Annotated in this window: 18 protein-coding genes and 2 pseudogenes; 13 read left to right on the forward strand and 7 right to left on the reverse strand. The window is 39.8% G+C overall.

Translation table 11 applies throughout. The annotated features are described in order from the left end of the window. The first annotated feature begins 110 nt into the window (after positions 1–110). Positions 111–692, forward strand: coding sequence for a SecY-interacting protein (syd, locus tag ACZ1G6_RS04215; RefSeq protein WP_472618202.1), 582 nt, complete (start codon positions 111–113; stop codon positions 690–692). A 134-nt stretch (positions 693–826) separates the two neighbouring features. Then, the gene (locus ACZ1G6_RS04220) at positions 827–1,462 is read left to right on the forward strand and encodes a GNAT family N-acetyltransferase (RefSeq protein WP_472618203.1); all 636 of its coding nucleotides are present in this window, start codon (positions 827–829) and stop codon (positions 1,460–1,462) included. 546 nt (positions 1,463–2,008) lie between these two features. Here the strand turns inward: ACZ1G6_RS04220 and ACZ1G6_RS04225 are convergent. The 3 genes from ACZ1G6_RS04225 to ACZ1G6_RS04235 are packed head-to-tail and all read right to left on the reverse strand — an operon-like array spanning position 2,009 to position 3,367. Then, positions 2,009–2,311 carry a DUF3301 domain-containing protein gene (locus ACZ1G6_RS04225; protein WP_472618204.1) on the reverse strand — a complete coding sequence of 101 codons (303 nt, stop codon included), beginning with the start codon at positions 2,309–2,311 and terminating at the stop codon, positions 2,009–2,011. 35 nt (positions 2,312–2,346) lie between these two features. Next, positions 2,347–2,712: a DUF3549 family protein gene (locus ACZ1G6_RS04230; RefSeq protein ID WP_472618205.1), complete on the reverse strand. Its 366-nt coding sequence runs from the start codon at positions 2,710–2,712 to the stop codon at positions 2,347–2,349. Further along, on the reverse strand, positions 2,696–3,367 hold the full coding sequence (locus ACZ1G6_RS04235; RefSeq protein ID WP_472618206.1) for a DUF3549 family protein: 672 nt from the start codon (positions 3,365–3,367) through the stop codon (positions 2,696–2,698). The genes ACZ1G6_RS04230 and ACZ1G6_RS04235 overlap by 17 nt, the downstream gene beginning before the upstream one ends. Positions 3,368–3,473: 106 nt before the next feature. Between ACZ1G6_RS04235 and ACZ1G6_RS04240 the strand changes: the two genes are divergently transcribed. Together ACZ1G6_RS04240 and ACZ1G6_RS04245 are read left to right on the forward strand one after the other, a co-directional pair. Further along, positions 3,474–4,193 carry a pseudouridine synthase gene (locus ACZ1G6_RS04240; protein ID WP_472618207.1) on the forward strand — a complete coding sequence of 240 codons (720 nt, stop codon included), beginning with the start codon at positions 3,474–3,476 and terminating at the stop codon, positions 4,191–4,193. A 104-nt stretch (positions 4,194–4,297) separates the two neighbouring features. Then, positions 4,298–4,750 (forward strand): flavodoxin, encoded by a 453-nt coding sequence (locus ACZ1G6_RS04245; protein WP_472618208.1) that lies wholly within the window; start codon positions 4,298–4,300, stop codon positions 4,748–4,750. Positions 4,751–4,772: 22 nt separating this feature from the next. On the opposite strand, the gene ACZ1G6_RS04250 is transcribed toward ACZ1G6_RS04245, so the two are convergent. From ACZ1G6_RS04250 to map, 4 genes and pseudogenes are all read right to left on the reverse strand, one after another. Beyond that, positions 4,773–5,240, reverse strand: a complete 468-nt coding sequence (locus tag ACZ1G6_RS04250) for an acyl-CoA thioesterase (protein WP_472618209.1) — start codon at positions 5,238–5,240, stop codon at positions 4,773–4,775. Between the two features lie 14 nt (positions 5,241–5,254). After that, a pseudogene (gene dapD / locus ACZ1G6_RS04255) lies at positions 5,255–6,089 on the reverse strand (2,3,4,5-tetrahydropyridine-2,6-dicarboxylate N-succinyltransferase). Continuing rightward, positions 6,086–8,693 (reverse strand): annotated as a pseudogene (glnD, locus tag ACZ1G6_RS04260) ([protein-PII] uridylyltransferase). The pseudogenes dapD and glnD overlap by 4 nt, the downstream one beginning before the upstream one ends. An 87-nt stretch (positions 8,694–8,780) precedes the next feature. Next, positions 8,781–9,572 (reverse strand): type I methionyl aminopeptidase, encoded by a 792-nt coding sequence (map, locus tag ACZ1G6_RS04265; protein WP_472618210.1) that lies wholly within the window; start codon positions 9,570–9,572, stop codon positions 8,781–8,783. 332 nt (positions 9,573–9,904) lie between these two features. Here map and ACZ1G6_RS04270 point away from each other — a divergent pair, with 332 nt between their 5' ends. The 9 genes from ACZ1G6_RS04270 (at position 9,905) to rseP (ending at position 18,830) form a co-directional block, all read left to right on the forward strand. Then, positions 9,905–11,101, forward strand: coding sequence for an HDOD domain-containing protein (locus ACZ1G6_RS04270; RefSeq protein ID WP_472618211.1), 1,197 nt, complete (start codon positions 9,905–9,907; stop codon positions 11,099–11,101). Positions 11,102–11,320: 219 nt separating this feature from the next. After that, positions 11,321–12,046, forward strand: coding sequence for a 30S ribosomal protein S2 (gene rpsB / locus ACZ1G6_RS04275; RefSeq protein WP_472618212.1), 726 nt, complete (start codon positions 11,321–11,323; stop codon positions 12,044–12,046). Positions 12,047–12,179: 133 nt separating this feature from the next. Then, positions 12,180–13,052: a translation elongation factor Ts gene (gene tsf, locus ACZ1G6_RS04280; protein WP_472618213.1), complete on the forward strand. Its 873-nt coding sequence runs from the start codon at positions 12,180–12,182 to the stop codon at positions 13,050–13,052. A 118-nt stretch (positions 13,053–13,170) separates the two neighbouring features. Further along, positions 13,171–13,923 carry a UMP kinase gene (gene pyrH / locus ACZ1G6_RS04285; protein ID WP_472618214.1) on the forward strand — a complete coding sequence of 251 codons (753 nt, stop codon included), beginning with the start codon at positions 13,171–13,173 and terminating at the stop codon, positions 13,921–13,923. Positions 13,924–14,029: 106 nt separating this feature from the next. Then, positions 14,030–14,587 (forward strand): ribosome recycling factor, encoded by a 558-nt coding sequence (gene frr / locus ACZ1G6_RS04290; RefSeq protein ID WP_472618215.1) that lies wholly within the window; start codon positions 14,030–14,032, stop codon positions 14,585–14,587. A gap of 4 nt (positions 14,588–14,591) precedes the next feature. Further along, positions 14,592–15,374 (forward strand): polyprenyl diphosphate synthase, encoded by a 783-nt coding sequence (gene uppS / locus ACZ1G6_RS04295; protein ID WP_472618216.1) that lies wholly within the window; start codon positions 14,592–14,594, stop codon positions 15,372–15,374. Then, a complete protein-coding gene (locus ACZ1G6_RS04300) occupies positions 15,368–16,231 on the forward strand; it encodes a phosphatidate cytidylyltransferase (protein ID WP_472618217.1) in 864 nt (287 codons plus the stop codon). The genes uppS and ACZ1G6_RS04300 overlap by 7 nt, the downstream gene beginning before the upstream one ends. A gap of 5 nt (positions 16,232–16,236) precedes the next feature. Further along, positions 16,237–17,454 (forward strand): 1-deoxy-D-xylulose-5-phosphate reductoisomerase, encoded by a 1,218-nt coding sequence (ispC, locus tag ACZ1G6_RS04305; RefSeq protein ID WP_472618218.1) that lies wholly within the window; start codon positions 16,237–16,239, stop codon positions 17,452–17,454. Beyond that, positions 17,451–18,830, forward strand: coding sequence for an RIP metalloprotease RseP (gene rseP / locus ACZ1G6_RS04310; protein WP_472618219.1), 1,380 nt, complete (start codon positions 17,451–17,453; stop codon positions 18,828–18,830). Before ispC ends, rseP begins: the two co-directional genes overlap by 4 nt. The last annotated feature ends 21 nt before the right edge of the window (positions 18,831–18,851 follow it).

Genomic DNA, 18,851 nt, shown 5'->3' on the forward strand with positions numbered 1-18,851 from the left:
TAGCCTTACCAATATAGATACAGGCTATTGATGTATTTGTATTAGACTAAATCGTTGAAATAGCCTAATTTACTTATCGTTAAGCACAATTATACCAAGAAGGACAGCACTTGACTCAATTCAATCAACGCTTCGAACAACATTTTGATTCGCTTATTACAGAGTATATCGACCAATCTACCCAAGACAATAAGGGTCTTATTACACTTTATGACCAAGACTGGGATTCTCCTTGTTATAAATTAGGTGATAAGTCAGCTTCTTTTGAAGAAGAAGTTGAATGGGCGCCTTACTTGCGAAAGGACAAATCTAACTTAACTAATCTTGAAAGCGGATTGGAAATATCAATTCCGCAAGATGTGCACGCCTACTTTTGTCGATATTTCTCCTTAGATATAAATGCTAATGCGAAACAAGGTCCCGTAACGCTATTACAAGCGTGGAATGAACAAGACTTTGATCGCATGCAAAAGAACTTGATTGCGCATGTATTAATGAAACGGAGGTTAAAGCAAGCTGATACTTTATTTTTTGCATTAACGGACAATGACGACTTGGTCTTATCAATATTGCTTGAAACGGGTGAAATTGTATTGGAAAAAGTAGGTAAAGAGCCTCATGAAACTATCGCGCCAAATATGGCAAGCTTTATTGAGCAATTAAGTCCTGTCCCTTGTTTTGTTTGCTTGTAGTTTGTGATTATTTAATTTGTAAAATATTTGTAAACAAAGAGTAAATTCGTCTACACTATTAGCTGTAGATTAATAGCGATATAAAAAAATAAATACCTCCAGATAAATCAGGGCTTTATTTTTCAAGGGATTATATGCCATCAGTAGAATACCAACCACAAATTCAAAATGTAACGGCTGCATATTTAGGCGCTGACGACTTAAAGGTAGCCGGTTCAATCTTGTATAATGCTTATTTTGACGATCCTTTATTTGTTGACATATTTGATGCTAACAAAGAGGGTTATGAAGCCAGGCTACGCAGTGCAATCCGAGAAGAAATAAATACGTATTACGATTCTGATCAATCACTTATTGGCTTATATGAAAATGAACGATTATTAGCGGTTAGCTGTTTGACGAAGCCGGAAACTGCCTTTGGCGCAGGTAAATTTTGGCACTGGCGTTTAAAAATGTTACTTACTGCAGGATATTTTGGCACCAAGCAAATGATAGCTAAAGAGGAAAAGGTGAGAGAAAAAATTCCAGCTGAGAATTATCACATGCTCTCGCTTATTGGGGTCCACCCTGATCATCAAGATATTGGATTAGGGCACATTTTGATGAGCGCTATTTTAGGTATGCTTATAGAAGATCCTACTTCTGAGGGAATAGGAGTGCTCGTTACACTGCCTAAATGTTTGTCTTTTTTCCACGATGGTGATTTTGAATTAATAGAAGAAATCAAAGTGGGAAGTATTTCCGGTAAGGTGATGTTCCGTCCAAAATAAAGATGCTTGGTATCGCTATGCACTGTGTAAGAGATTTCGTACATTTGTGTATGGTGATAGCGTAAATGTATGTCTTGTTTTTTATTTTAAAATACCATAAATCTAATAAATTCAATTGTTTATAGTTTTTCTCTTTTCCTTTCTATTGGTAAATTCGTACTTTCATTAAAAAAAGTTAACTTTTAGCTTGGGGCACATTGTATTCTATACGTGTTGATTCGATGCACAGGAAGAGCTAGATCGACATGGTCATGGAAGCGAGCTCATGGAAGGCTCACAATGGAATTTAGTCTAGGAAAGACTGCAAGGATGTATGAGGATAAGCCTTAAGGATGAGGATTACCAAGTCAATATGGAATACTTGGTCAAGGAACAAAGGAAAGGGACCTGCACAGGATGTGTTGCCTGCTTAGGATTGAGTGGGAGTAAAAAGGAAAGGGGTGTAATGGATTTTACTTGGATGTTGTAGTAGCAATGGAACGCTGAGATGGATTTCAAAATTCTTTTTTGGCAGGTCTTTATGACCTGCCATTTTTATTTGTTTCTTTATATTCTATAAGCGGGTAAATCTATTCCGATTAAATGTTTACCGTGACATGTAAGCGTGCCACTGTAGGCCGTTTCGCCGTCACTGCTAAATTCTAAGGTATACTGAAGATACCAATCAAACTTTCCTCTATGAGCTTTAAAACGCGTTGATTGTCGTGCCAATGTAATATATTGCAGTTGATTTTTAGCGCAATGCGCGCGAGCTTGCGCTACTGCATATTCAGCAATTCCTCTTAAGCGCCAGAATTGAATTGCCAGCATGATAATAATCAGTATTAGTACAAGACTTGCTAAATCCACAGTATTTTACCTTTGTTGAGGGAATTGCTTATACGCTATGTGTTTTGAAACAAGCTTCCAATCGCTTTTGCGAGCGTTTCAGTCCTTTGGGTTGTTCGTATAAAAGACAACATATGGTCTCTCATGATCGGTATTTTAACCAAGTCTGCATATAAACCTCTAAAGAGTTCGAATTTATCGTCAATTAATGCCACTTTGTTCATAAGTGCCAAAAGACTATGGTTTGACAATAGAAGTGGCCAAAACCTACCTGTAATGACAACCGCTGTCTCAATATCTATCTGATTATCACTATTAATTAGTGCTTGTATATATGCTTTGCTACTTGGCGATATTTTTCCGCTAAGCGATCGAAGTAATAAAGGACTTAGTGTCGAAAAAGCCTTAGCTTTTATGCACATCAATTATTTTTTCATTTAAGTCTGACATAAGCGCACATGACTCTAAGCTAGATAATACACAGTTAAGAACTTGTGTAGGATAGAGCTCAAAGTGTTGTGTTATTGTATCTTGGGAATCGGTTTGAGTAATTACATAATCCGATATCTCTTGAAGGCTTAAGTTTTGCCACTCACTGATAGCAGGTGCATTCATATATGCTATGACGCGACTTAAATCGCTACCACTTAGTCCTACTGCCTTTTTGATGTGTGCATTACAATCAGCCATTTGCTGTTGACTTGGTTGAAATACATATGGGTTTTCAGGAAGTTGCGCATTTTCGTTTGTCGTATGCTGGAGCTGATTGCCAAGGGCGGTGACAACAATTTCTAAAAACTGATTTCGAGATGCCTGTACAAGCAAACCTTTTTCGTCTACCGGTAGCTTTATATACCAAATGTAGTGCTCACGGCTGAGTTTTTCATTCCAAAATGCAATGCAAAACCAAGCGTGAGACTGACGGGGGTATGAACATGGGACTTGTTGATTTTCACATTCAAAGAACAACTGATTACTGATGGGCCTGATGCCTCTGCCAAGATCAAACACAGTATATTGAGTATGTGCTTGGAGTAAAAATTCACTCAGCGTATTAATGCCTTTTTCTGCGTTCATTCTAGTAAAACCTAAATCCTTTATGTGTATGTGATTAGTATTTGATAGACTACTTGTAATTGTAGCGTTGAACCCACCATAAACCCACTTTTTAGTAGATAAATTTATGACTTTACAGGTCTTGTACCAAGATGACGATTACATTGCTGTTCATAAGCCTTCAGGTTTACTTGTGCATCGTAGTGCAATTGATAAATACGAGACCCAATTTTTGTTACAGACGCTTCGTGATCAAATTAACAAAAGGGTTTATCCTGTTCATCGATTGGACAAGCCTACATCGGGGATTATTGTTTTGGCACTCAACAAAGATGCGGCACGTGCTTTGACAAAAAGCTTTGAATTAAAAACGGTCAATAAAACATATCATGCCTTAGTAAGAGGGTATCTTGACGATCAATTGATAGACTATGCCCTCAAAGAAAAACACGACAAAATGACAGACCAGCTTGCATCAAACGACAAGCTTGCTCAAAGTGCGGTTACAGAAGTGGTTCATGTTGCAAGCGCAGAACTTCCTTATCCTGTTGGCCGGTATAAGTCGGGTCGTTTTAGCATTGTAAAATTATTACCAAAAACAGGCCGTAAACACCAACTGCGTCGACATATGGCCCACATAAGGCATCCAATAATAGGCGATACCAGCCACGGAGATGGTCGACAAAATAGATATGCCCAAGAACATCTGCAGGTGAACCGACTTGCCTTGGTCGCCACTGGGATATCCTTCGTGCATCCAATTAAAAATCATATAGTTGAGCTATCTACACAGGTCGATAGCGACTTACAGTATGCTTGGTCCATGATTGATGCCACAGGCACTTAAGAATAAAACTTTTACCATAAATTTAGTGTATAAAAGATTGAAATTAGCAGACTTGTCTCAATATTGAAGATAAGCAAAATCGCGTTGATTAAAAGAGGAATGTTATGAGTAGTATTAGTATCTTTGCTGGCTCAGTATATGGCAATGCACAGCACGTTGCAGAAGAAGTAGAAACAATGCTTGCAAGTGAAGGTATCGACAGTGAAGTGTTCAGTGATCCTGAGCTATCTGATTTTGAAAGTGCAGACGCTGTATTAGTGATTAGCTCGACCACAGGTCAAGGTGATATTCCTCCTAACTTAGAACTTTTCTTTAGTGATTTAAATGACCAATTTCCAATGATGAACCAAAAGCCATTTGCAGTTGCGGCCTTAGGTGATTCTAGCTACGGTGACAGCTACTGTGGCGGTGGCAAGCAGTTTTTTGAATTATTGACACAACTTCAAGGTAACGCGGTTGCTGATATGTTTGAGGTAGACGCGATAGAGACCCTAGCGCCAGAAGAAGAAGTAGTACCATGGGTAAAAAGCATCGCTAGAAAACTTCTTGGTGAGTAATAGCATTACTAGTCATTAGCTATTAGCCAGCCTGATTGACCGTAATATCGAATTCACGAGCAAAATTTTCATGTAATAGCGTTGGAATCGGGGCTTTAGTGTAGGTTTTGCTATCAACTACTACATAACTTGTTGTGATACTTGCTATGGGCTCCAACTCTCCATCGGGCTTAAGTCGGCTACAGGTAGTCTTTAAGGTAAAGGATGTGTTTCCAATATGAGAAGTACTGACATTTAAGTTTAACACCTCATCAAACTTAGCAGATGCTTGCCAATCAATGTGTAAACTAATAACTTGATTATCAAATCCTTGGTCAAGCAAATGTTGGTGATCTCCTATTAGTGCTCGAATATACTCAGTAGCACCAATATCTGCATAATCAGCATATCTTGCATTAAATACAACTTGTTGCGCATCACATTCGGCATAACGCACGCGGATGCGTACGTTTACCTCATTTTTAAATGTGTTGTTATTTTGCTTATCCATGAGAGAGATACGCTTTATTGGGCACTTCTTAAAATTTCATTTATACCCACTTTTGCTTTTGTTTTGGCATCTACGCGTTTTACAATAATAGCGGCATACAAGTTATATTTGCCATCTTTACTAGGTAAGTTACCTGAGCACAACTACTGCGCCTGCTGGCACTCTCCCGTAATGAACTTCGCCTGTCTCTCTGTCATATATTCGAGTGCTTTGCCCAATGTATACTCCCATTGAGATCACTGCACCTTCTTCCACAATGACACCTTCGACAATTTCAGAGCGCGCCCCGATAAAACAATTATCTTCAATAATGGTAGGGTTTGCTTGCAAAGGTTCAAGTACGCCCCCGATGCCCACGCCGCCAGAAAGGTGAACATTCTTTCCTATTTGAGCGCATGAACCAACTGTTGCCCATGTATCTACCATCGTGCCTTCATCTACATAAGCGCCAATATTTACGTATGAAGGCATGACAACTACATTCTTACCAATAAAACTACCTGTTCTTACCGCTGCCGGTGGAACAATTCGCATGCCTTCTTTTGCAAATCGTGCTTGCGTATAACCATCAAATTTTAAAGGGACTTTGTCGTAAAACGTAGATTCAGCGCCATTTATTAAGACATTGTCATTTAGTTTAAAAAATAACAGGACGGCTTTCTTTAACCATTGATTTACCTGCCATTGGCCATTTATTTTTTCAGCAACCCTTGCTTCTCCATTGTTTAACAACGCGAGCGCTTGATTTACAGCTTCATGTATTTCGCTTGGTGCTGTTGCTGCAGTGTAAGTGTCACGAGTATCAAAGGCGTTTTCTATAATTTGCGATAGTTTTTGTAAATTGCTCATATTGCGGTATTCACTTCCGGTTGGTCTATTTTTAATTTAATTTGTTTACGTATGTGCACTTGCTGCTCTTGCGTTAGGGCTTTGCCTTCGTTGTTACACACAATAAAAACATCCTCTGCACGCTCACCAATAGTGGCAATTTTAGCCATTTTCAGGGTTAACTCTAAATCAACGAAGAGATGTCCTATACGAGCCAACAGTCCAGGGGCATCGAGCGCTTCAAGCTCGATAAGCGTTGAGTCTGATTGGCTTGAATAAAACCTTACTTTCGTCGGCACATCCAGTTGCTTCATGCGTCTTGACATTTTTCGAGAATTCGCATGTGAACGACCAGTTTTTGTCAGCTGTGTATGTACAGCATTCACTAAGTTTTTGATTCTGGTTTCATCTTCTATTCGTTTACTTTCATGATCTAAAATAATCATGCTGTCAAATACTAAGCCTTGCGATGTTATTGCAATTTGCGCATCATGAATAGAGCATTTTCTGCTATCTAATACCGAAGCGATTTGCGCAAAAAGGGCTGGACGGTCCAAACAATAAATCAACAACTCTGTCCCAGCTTTTGATGTTTCATTGGATGCAGAAACTAGTATTTGTGAGTCTTTTAGTTCACCTGCTTCAATAATTGTTTGCGTATGCCATGCAATTTGCTTGGGAGAGAAACGCGCAAAATAATCTGCATTCATACTGTCCCAAAACTCACTATAGGTAGGAAATACAATACCTCGCTCATTGAGCATCTCTTGTGCTTTTGATTTATAGTCACTAATACGTTCGTTCAAGGTCATTTGGCATTGCAAACCATTATCTAGCGCTTTTTGCGTTAATAGATATAACTCACGTAGCAAGGATGCCTTCCAGTCATTCCATAAACTATGATTGGTGGCTCTTATATCGGCTAAGGTCAGTGCATATAGCAAATCAAGATGCTGTTGGGTTTTAACGGTAGACGCAAACTCTTTGATTACTTCAGGATCATAAATATCTCTTCTTTGCGCAACTACCGACATCAATAAATGATGCCTAACCAGCCATGCAATGGTAGACGCATCTTGTGCAGGAATACCATGGTCTTCGCAAAAATCTGCGACATCTTTTTCACCTAATATTGAATGATCGCCGTTTCTGCCTTTAGCGATATCATGAAAGATGGCCGCGATGAATAAAAGCTCAGGTTTAACTAGATTTGTAACAATACGAGATGAACGCGGAAACTCCTTAGTTTGAGTAAAGTAGCGCCTGACGTGTTTGACCAGTCGGTGAGTGTGCTCATCAACTGTGTAGGCGTGAAATAAATCAAACTGCATCATCCCAACAATCTTGTCCCACTCAGGTAAATAAGACTGTAAAATTCCATGTCGATGCATCACATCCCATGCTAAATCAAAAAACTCAGGTTTTGATACCAAGGCTACAAAGTACGTCCTGCATTCAGGTATCTGTCGGTAGTATGCAGATTGAAACTCTCTTCGTGCGTTTCGTAATTGTCTTATACAATCAGCGTCCAATGCTTTGACTTGTGTGTTTTGCGAGATAAGATCTAAAAAGCGTAAAATATCTAACGGTGATGCAAAACTGTTTTCCTTGCGAGGAGAAATATATCCGTCTCGTACGCAAAAATTTTCGTTGAGAACTATCTGCGATTTAATTTTTTCGTTTAGTATGTCTTGTCTAAAACGAAGCATCAACATACTGTTAAGCTCGCTGACTCTGCGGACAATACGAAACAAGTGTTTCATCATTTTCTCAACGCCCGGTTTTCCGTCACCAAAACCCAGCATTCTTGCAACATCAGGCTGATAATCAAAAAGTAAACGGTTTTCGCTACGCTGAGCAACAAGATGGAGCGCAAATCTGATTTGCCATAAGTTTGACCGACACTCAATAAGCTCAGCATGCTCAAGTTCAGTGAAGTAGCCATGCCCAATTAGTGTTAAACCGTCATATTCTTGGAAATGCTTTTTAGCCACCCATCCAATGTTTTGGATATCACGCAAACACCCTGGATTTTCTTTAATGTTAGGCTCAAGGTTGTATGAAGTATCATTGAACTTATGGTGACGGCTTTGCTGCTCGTCCAATTTTGCCAAAAAGAAGTCTTTGCTTGACCAAACTTTTGGATGAGCAACTTTATCCATTAATTTATCAAAGGTAGTTTGAGAGCCACACAGAAGACGGGCTTCGACCAAGTTGGTGGCAATAGTAATGTCATCTTTGACCAACGATAAGGTCTCAGAAATTGTTCTAACAGCTTGGCCAATCTCAAGTTTGACATCCCATAGGAATGTAATGAATCTTGATATTTTCTCTTGCACTTTAGGGCTAAGCTTTTTGTCACTTAAAATCAATAAATCAATATCAGAGTATGGCTGCATTTGACCGCGCCCATAGCCGCCCACAGCCACAAGGCTTAAGTTTTTAATTGTATCAAGTGATTCTAGTTGCTAAGGCCCTACACAACAGAGCATCGGTAAAGCGCGAGCGTTCTGTGACAAGCTCATCTACATGTACTTGGTTAAAATGAGAAGCTAACCAAGTTGATGACGCGGCAACGCTGCGTTTAAACGATGCAATATCATTTAAGTTAGCGATGTCGTTCATCTGCTCGATGATTAAATCTAAGTTTGAAGTCACGTACTCTCCTTTGTTGGATCCTGCGACAAAATACGCGCTTTCGTGATTTATTGGCTAATGATTGATGATTCTTGGCAAATCTTCTTCATCGCGATGAGTTAATACTTCTACTCCGGTTTCAGTGACCAAAAGAGTATGCTCCCATTGTGCACTTAGGCTGCGGTCTTTCGTTACAACCGTCCATTGGTCAGGCAGAATCTTTGAGTAGCGTTTGCCTGCATTAATCATTGGCTCAATGGTAAAGCACATACCGGCCACGAGTGTTTCACCTGTATTAGGTAATCCATAGTGAACAACTTGAGGGTCTTCGTGAAAAACTGCACCAATGCCATGTCCGCAATATTCTTGTACTACCGAATAATTGTGTTTGTGGGCGTGTGTTTCAATCACATGGCCTATATCCCCTAACCTTGCGCCAGGTTTGACAAGTTCAATGCCTTTATACAGACATTCTTGGGTTATACGAATAAGGCGCTCAGCCAATATACTAGGTTTGCCTACAACAAACATTTTGGATGTATCGCCGTGGTAGCCATCTTTTATTACGGTTACGTCGATGTTAACAATGTCACCATCTTTTAGTTTTTTGTCGCCAGGAATACCATGGCAAATCACGTGATTGACAGATGTACAAATAGATTTTGGAAAAGGTGGTCTTCCGTAATTAAGCGGCGCAGGAATTCCGCCTTGCACGTCAACAATGTAGTCATGACATAACTGATTAAGATGATCAGTTGTTACACCTTTTTTGACGTGTTGACCTATCATCAACAATACTTCGGATGCCAATTTACCGGCAACACGCATTTTTTCAATTTCATCAGGTGTTTTAATCGTAACAGCCAATATCTTCTACCTCTTAATTTTTTGTCATCTTTAAATATTTAACGAAACATCCGATTTGCATGTAAAAGTTAAGTCAATGATATATATCACACAAATGAATTTCGTGAAGCTGCCGATAAGTATATCACAAGGCTTAATGCAATCTATACTCTCAAAGGTTTTTACTGGCTAGTTAGTATGTTCATCAGTAATAAATCCTTGTGCAAAATGATTGTTTTAAAAGCTTTAATGAATTTTGATTATTCTTAACTACAATAAGTATGAGTGTGCATACCTGTTTTTATAGTGGTAAGGGTATATTTACGGCGAACTAGGGTGAAAAGGTACAAAACGTGAGAGCTGACTTTATAATTTTACTAGTGATTTTGCTAATAGCACTTGGCTTTGTATGGCTGATAATAAAGGCAAAAAGGGCTCGTTTGGCACAAGCTCAAGCTAATGCAGCGGCAAGAACGGCAGCTGATAAGCTTAGAATGAAAGAAGCACTCAAAAATGCGCCTAACGTTGAGTCACAGGATTCGCAAGATAACACAGTCCAAGAATCGCCTAAAAAAATTGAACCACGAGAAGTGCCGACAGAAGACTTTCTATCATTCACCTTAGTAAATGAGGCTGATGAAGAAACGCTGTCGCTTATAAAAAAGCATTTCCAAACATTGCGCAAACCTCATCCATTGTTAGCAGCATTAACAACCAATATAACAGATACCAAAAAGCTGTATAACCTTATAAAAACTGACCCTGAGTTAGTTGCAAAAGTTATTAACGTTGCAAATTCGCCATTATTTGGATTGTCAAAACCAATTACAAACGTGAACCATGCCGTGGTTTATCTCGGGGTTTTACAAGTTAAAAACATCGCGACCCATTTTGCCTTGCAAGAGAGTGTATCTTTTGAAAATGAAGAGCAACAAAAGGCTTATCAGAAAATTTGGTCAGCCAGTTTTATTGCATCATCTATAGCCGCTTTATTTGCCAAAGAACTAAGGTTTGATAACGTTGCAGAGCTTTCTACGCGTTGCCAGTTGAGTTACTTGGGCGACATTACGATGTTATTTTCAGGTGATGATGGTAATTTTGCCGATTATTATTTAGGCGAACATTCAACCCTAAGTCGATTAACTAAAATACAAACCTTAATCGGCGTAAGCCCAGCATACGTAGGTAAAATGCTGGCGCAAAGATGGAATTTACCGCGAGAAATAGCTGACGGTATTGCGTTAAATTTGGCTCCATTTACCGATTCATTAATGGATCTTGAAGTAGACGACAAGCTGAAACAGGAATGCTTGCTGTGTTATGCAGCGTGTCGTTTAGCAGAAACTATCGTTTACGACGATTATTTAGAGGCGCTCCAATGTCAATCATTCGCATTTGACGACATTGGTTTGCTATCGTTTTATCATTTTGAAAAACAATTAGCCCAAGCTGACCTTACCGCGTTGTCTAGTTTGTTTAGCAATCATGGCGTTAAGTCTAAGTTGCTCAATTTGATGCAAGAAGTCAGAACCAGTCTGCAAAGCGCATAAGCTTAAAACCCATATTAAATGCTTAATTTTCTTGCCTAGCCAGCTTGGCTATGGTATAAAGCGCGCGCTGTTTTCGATTGACAACATTTTTTGTTTTATCGAGCAGTGAATATTTTAAAATTCACACACATTTCGTCACTGTTTTCGGGGTGTCTGCCTAGGTAGATCGGAAATAGGGGAATGTGGAGGCTTAACCCCCAAAATTTGGAAATTATTAACATGGCAAACGTATCAATGCGTGACATGCTTCACGCCGGTGTTCACTTTGGTCACCAAACTCGCTACTGGAACCCAAAAATGGCTCAATTCATTTTTGGCGCACGTAACAAAGTTCATATCATCAACCTAGAAAAAACGGTTCCTTTATTCAACGAAGCACTTAGCTTTTTAGGCAGCGTTTCTGCTCGCAAAGGCAAAGTATTATTTGTAGGTACAAAACGTGCAGCTGGTGAAGCTGTTAAAGAAGCTGCATTAAAATGTGGTCAGTACTACGTCAATAAACGTTGGTTAGGTGGAATGTTGACTAACTGGAAAACAGTACGTCAATCAATTAACCGTTTAAAAGAACTAGAAGCGCAAAGCGCAGATGGTACTTTTGACAAACTTACTAAAAAAGAAGTGTTGTTATTACAACGTGAAATGACAAAACTTGAAAACAGCCTTGGCGGTATTAAAGACATGGGCGGCTTGCCAGATGTCATTTTTGTTATCGATGCAGATCATGAGCACATTGCAATCACAGAAGCGCGCAACTTGGGCATCCCTGTTGTTGGTGTAGTAGATACAAACTCAAATCCTGACGGCGTCGATTATATTATCCCAGGTAATGATGATGCGATCAGAGCTATTCAGCTTTACACAAACGCAGCTGCAGATTCAATTATGCAAGGTCGCAATCAAGATGCACCTGCTGCAGCAGACGAGTTCGTTGTAGACGGCGAGTAAGTAGTCAAGCAACACGTTTTATTAAAGGAGACATTAGTCTCCTTTTTTCAACAAAAATATTAACGAATATTATACTAATAAGTATTAAAGGTAGCCCAAAACTATTTTTAATCTTTAAATTGAGGATACGAAGATGGCAGTGACAGCAGCACTGGTAAAAGAATTACGTGAGCGCACAGGCGCGGGCATGTTAGATTGTAAGAAAGCCTTAGTAGAAACTGATGGTGATATTGAATTAGCCATTGAAAATATGCGTAAGTCTGGTCAAGCGAAAGCCGCTAAAAAAGCAGGCCGTATTGCAGCTGAAGGTGTAATTCTAACGAAAGTTGCTGGTAATAAAGCAACGATGATAGAAATTAACTGCGAAACTGATTTTGTCGCACGTGATGAAGGTTTCTTAAGCTTTGGTAACAGCGTATTGGCACTTGCATCTGAACAAGGTCTGAATGACATTGATGCACTAAACGCAGCTGAATTAAATGGCGAAGCAGTATCAACTGTTCGCGAAAACTTAGTTAGCAAAATTGGCGAAAACATCTCTCCAAGACGTGTTATTAATGTTGAAGGTGACAACCTTGGTGCATATGTGCACGGTGGACGTATTGGTGTAATCGCGATATTAACTGGCGGTGACGAAGAGTTAGCGAAAGACATTGCAATGCATGTCGCTGCTGCAAGCCCACAGTTTGTTAAGCCAAGTGATGTGCCAGCTGAAGTAGTTGAAAAAGAAAAATCTATCCAAGTTGAAATTGCTATCCAATCAGGTAAGCCTGCAGAAATAGCGGAAAAAATGGTAATGGGTAGAATGAAGAAGTTTACTGGTGAAATTAGTTTGACTGGCCAAGCGTTCATCAAAGATCCTTCAACAACTGTAGCTGATTTGCTGAAAAGTAAAGGTGCTGATGTTGTTAACTTCGTGCGTTTTGAAGTAGGTGAAGGTATCGAAAAGAAAACCGAAGATTTTGCCGCTGAAGTTGCAGCTCAAATGGAAGCAGCCAAGCAATAATATTAATCGCTAAATGCAATTCTTTCTTTTGCAAAAGCCAGCGATAATATACACTATATAGCACCTCAAAAGAGGTGCTTTTTTATGCCTCAATATAAATATAAGGAAGACTTCAATCATGAGTGTTACACCTAAGCCTGCATACCGTCGTTTGTTACTTAAGTTAAGTGGCGAAGCCTTAATGGGAGACGAGAATTTTGGTATCGATGCAAAAGTGCTCGATAGAATGGCACAGGAGATAAAAGAGCTTGTAGAGCTGGGGATTGAAGTCGGTTTAGTTATCGGTGGTGGAAATTTGTTCAGAGGTGAAGGACTTGCAAAAGCAGGCATGAACCGTGTTGTGGGCGATCACATGGGCATGTTAGCTACTGTTATGAATGGCTTAGCTATGCGCGACGCGCTTCATAGGGCGTTTGTTAACGCGCGTTTGATGTCAGCGATTCCATTAAATGGAGTATGTGATTCATATAATTGGGCTGATGCCATCAGTATGTTAAAATCAGGCAAAGTGGTGATTTTTGCAGCGGGAACAGGGAATCCATTTTTTACAACCGATTCAGCAGCCTGTTTACGAGGCATTGAAATTGAAGCTGATGTTGTATTAAAAGCCACGAAAGTCGATGGCGTATATGATAGTGACCCAGTTAACAATCCAGATGCTGTATTATTACCTCATTTGACGTATGACGAAGTCTTAGAAAAAGAATTAAAAGTGATGGATTTAGCGGCGTTTACCTTAGCGCGCGACCATAGCATCCCGATTCGTGTATTTAATATGAACAAACCAGGATGCCTAAAATCAGTTGTTCTAGGTGAAGCAGAAGGTACGCTGATATATCATCATGCTCCAAAGGTAAGGTCAGCTGATTAAAATTTGCGACAAAAAACATATAATAATAGCACTATAACAAAGCGGCTTGCTTGAGCATTGATATATCACTTGTAGGGTATAGCCAGCAGATATACAAGGAATCATAATGATTGATGAAATTGAATTAGACGCGCAACAACGCATGGAAAAAAGTGTTGCGGCCTTAAAAAGTCAACTTGCTAAAATCAGAACAGGCCGCGCGCATCCTAGCCTTCTTGATAGCATCATGGTGCCTTACTATGGAACTGATACACCACTTAAGCAAGTAGCGAATATTGTTGCAGAAGACAGCAGAACACTTGCACTTTCAGTATTTGACAAAAGTGCCATTCAAGCGGTGGAAAAGGCGATCATGCAATCAGATTTGGGTCTAAACCCTATGAGTGCTGGGGCGTCTATTCGTATCCCTTTACCTCCGCTAACAGAAGAGCGAAGAAAAGACTTAATCAAAGTTGTTCGTTCAGAAGCTGAGCAAGGTCGTGTTGCGGTTAGAAACATACGACGGGATGCTAACCAAGACTTCAAAGATTTATTAAAAGAAAAAGAAATTAGTGAAGATGAGAAGCGTGCAGGCGAAGAGAATATTCAAAGCTTAACCAATGACTTTATAAAAGTGGTTGATAATATGCTAGCGGATAAAGAAAAAGAGCTTATGGAAGTGTAGGCTTTTGAATTCAAACGAGCGGCAGCAGACCATCAAGGTTGATGCTGACAAAATTCCTCAACACGTTGCTATCATTATGGATGGCAACGGTCGCTGGGCTCAGCAAAGAGGTAAACTTAGAACATTCGGCCATAAAGCCGGTGTTGAGGCCGTTCGTGCATCGGTTAAAACAGCGCGAAAGTTAGGTATTAAGTCTTTAACGCTATTTGCATTTAGCAGTGAAAATTGGCAACGCCCCAAAGCTGAGGTCAGTGTGCTAATGCAGTTATTTACCATGGTACTTAAATCAGAAGTTAAAAAGCTTAATAAAAATGGCATACGCCTTAAGGTTATTGGCGATATCTCAGCCTTTGAAGAAAGCTTACGCAAAAAAATTACACATGCTGAAGAGCTTACAGCTCACAATACTCAGATGGTACTTAACATTGCGGCTAATTACGGTGGTCGATGGGATATTGTCAATGCAAGTAAGGCAATAGCAGAGCAAGTACAAAATAATAAATTAGCATTAGATGATGTCAACGAAGCGTTATTTGATAGATTTGTAAGCACGTCTTCATTGCCAGAGCTAGACCTGCTCATCCGCACTGGTGGCGATCACCGAGTGAGTAATTTTCTGCTATGGCAGTGTGCCTATGCTGAGTTTTACTTTACTGATATCTTATGGCCAGATTTTGACGAACAAGAATTTCATATGGCAGTCAATGATTTTGCCAGCCGACAAAGGCGATTCGGATTAACCGGCGCCCAAATAATGACCGAAGATGTCGAGGGTAAGTCATGTTAAAACAACGTATTATAACGGCACTTATTTTAGCGCCTCTAGCACTGGTAGCTATTTTGTTCTTACCTATTGAAGGGTTCAAGTATGTTGTTGCTGGCATCATGTTGCTAGGGGCATATGAATGGGCAAACATGTCAGGGATAACGGCCCGAGTATTTAAAGGTTGGTTCACGCTTTTTATTGGTTTATTACTTGCACTTATTATTTGGATGATTGACGCACAAAGTATATGGGTGCAAGGCGAGTTGAATGGAGTTTACTTTACTATTCTTACGATCGCTGTCATCTGGTGGATAGTCTCTTTAGGGATGATTATCGCCTATCCCAAATACAGTGGTGTTTGGAAAAACAGTAGAGGTATCCGAGCTGCATTTGGCGTGCTCACCCTAGTACCTACGTGGGTTGCGATTGTGAGCCTACGCACTAGTCTTTACGATATAGATTCATTTTACGGCGCGTCTTTACTATTTTATGTATTGGGTATTGTATGGGCTGCTGACATTGGTGCGTTTTTTGTTGGCGTGAAGTTTGGTAAGCATAAACTGCGTCCCAATGTTTCACCGGGTAAAACGCTTGAGGGCTTATTTGGGGGAGTAATGGCATCTTTAGCGATTATTGCTTTTGCTGCCCTACATTATCAAGTTGACCCTTCCAGAATATGGCTACATCTAATTATAGGTGGCGTTACGGTTGGGGTGTCGGCACTAGGTGACTTGAACGAGAGTATGTTCAAACGCTGCGCGGGTATTAAAGATAGTGGTAAAATTTTACCTGGTCATGGTGGAGTGATGGACAGAATTGATAGCCTAACGGCTGCATTTCCTGTGTTTGCATTTTGTTATGTTGTTTGGATGGCATAATATCCATGAATGGTAAGCAAGCTTTAAACCTTAGTATTTTAGGCTCAACTGGTTCTATTGGGACTAGTACGTTAAATGTTGTATCTAAGCACCTCGACAAATTCTCAGTATTTGCCTTGTCAGGAAAAACACAACTTACTGCACTTGCTAATCAAGTTATTGAATTTTCACCTCGCTATGCAGTTGTCACTGACGATGCTAATGCTAAACGCTTGCAAAATATGTTAGACGAAAGAAAACCTGACAATCAAACGACAATTTTGATTGGTGAGGATGCGCTTATTGATATTTGTAGTGATGTTGATGTAGATATTGTTATGTCGGCAATAGTAGGTGCTGCAGGCCTATTGCCGACGATCGCCGCTGTGAAAAGCTCAAAGCGTGTTTTATTAGCCAATAAAGAAGCATTGGTGATGTCAGGTGAGCTCTTTATGGACGCGGTAAAAGAACATAGCTGTGAGCTTATTCCCATTGACTCAGAACACAATGCGATTTTTCAGTGTTTACCTAGTAACTATCAATATGGACAAAAAGAGTCTAGCGGCATATCCCATCTATTGCTTACCGGCAGTGGTGGCCCTTTTCTTGAAAAACCATTAGAGGAATTTGCTAGCATCACACCTGAACAAGCATGTCTTCATCCTAACTGGAGTATGGGACAAAAAATCTCTGTTGATTCCGCTTCAATGATGAACAAAGGCTTAGAATTTATCGAAGCAAAGTGGTTATTTGGCGTTAGTGAGTCTGACATAGAGGTTGTAATTCACCCTCAAAGTACCATTCATTCTATGGTGCAATATAATGATGGCTCTGTTATCGCACAAATGGGGAATCCAGACATGCGAACACCTATTGCACATGGCCTTGCATATCCTGATCGCATTACCTCAGGCGTAGCGCCCCTCAATTTTTCGCAATTAAACTCGTTTACCTTTGATAAACCATGTCCACAGCGCTTTCCTAATCTTTATTTAGCGATTCAAGCAAGTAAATCTGGACAGGCAGCAACTACCTGTTTAAATGCCGCAAATGAAATTGCGGTGGATGCTTTTTTAAAAGATAAAATATTGTTTAATCAAATTAATGCGCTCAATGATGCATGTTTACAAACAATAGACTCTCCAACGCTTGGTTCTATTGAAGACATTGTTGAATACGATCAACAATGCCGCTCACTTGCTATCGATTTAGTCGACGACTTTAGAAACAAGGCTGTATCATGACCGGTATCTTATGGAATGTGGTGTCGTTTATTTTTGCACTAGGCATATTAGTGGCGGTGCATGAGTGGGGGCATTACTACGTTGCGAAACTGTGTAAAGTTAAAATATTACGCTTCTCTATTGGTTTTGGGAAACCTTTATACAAGCGTATTACATCAAGTGGAATGGAGTTTGTTATTGCAGCGGTGCCATTGGGCGGTTATGTCAGGATGCTTGATGGACGAATTGATCAAATTGGTACTGACGATCTAGATGTAGCATTTGATCAAAAACCTATATCACAAAGAATGGCGATTGTTGCTGCAGGTCCAATTGTTAATTTTATTTTTGCTATTTTTGCATTAACAGCCATCGGTATGATTGGTACCCAAAGCCCAAAGCCTATTGTTGGTGAAGTTATTGCCCAAAGTTTTGCAGAAAATGCTGGTTTACAAAACAAAGATTTAATTGTTGCTGTGGGTAATACACCGGTAGAAAACTGGCAAGATGTCAGTATTGAAATGGTTAGATATAGTGGTGATGACCAAATGATGGTGACAGTCATACAAGATAATGGTGTCACAATTCAAAAAACATTTACGTTAGATGGTTGGATGTTAGATCCTGACTCGAGTGATGTTTTTGGTGATCTTGGCTTCACTCCATTTGTTCCACAGCAAACTAAAACACTTGCCTATATCGAGCCAAAAGGCCCCGCAGACCTTGCTGGTCTTAAAGTAGGTGATGAAATAATTAAATTAGATGGAACTCCAAAGGTAAATTGGAGACAAATAGTCCAGTACATTGAACAACGTCCTGACCAATCACTTGAGATAGAGATTGATAGAGACGGTACGATACTAACCGTTGATGTATTACTTTCCAGCAGACAGATAAGTGCTGATAATAGTGCTTATACGGCAGATTTGAGTCGTAAAGGATATTTAGGGGTCGTCACAAACCGTGAGGCGTGGCCATCTTCTTATATTGTAGAGACTCGTTTAGGCCCTGTGGATGCGCTTTGGGAAGGAGTAGCAGATACTTGGCGGTTAATAACAGTAACATTAGAAATGTTAGGAAAACTGTTTACAGGTGATTTATCAGTAAAGAGTTTAAGTGGGCCAATTTCTATTGCGCAAGGTGCAGGAGCACATGCAAGTTATGGATATGTGGCTTTTCTAGGATTTTTAGCGCTTATTAGTGTAAATCTTGGTATCATTAATCTTTTACCATTACCCATCTTAGACGGTGGTCATTTATTATACTTTACCGTCGAATGGATAACTGGCAAGCCTGTGTCAGAGGCTGTGCAAGAAGTAGGGTTTAAAATTGGTGGTGTAGTGTTGTTTGCTGTAATGGCAACGGCCATATTTAACGACATCTTACGCAATACATAATAAAAATTGCTGACAAGAAAT

This window comes from Glaciecola sp. HA4-3 (assembly GCF_055693685.1).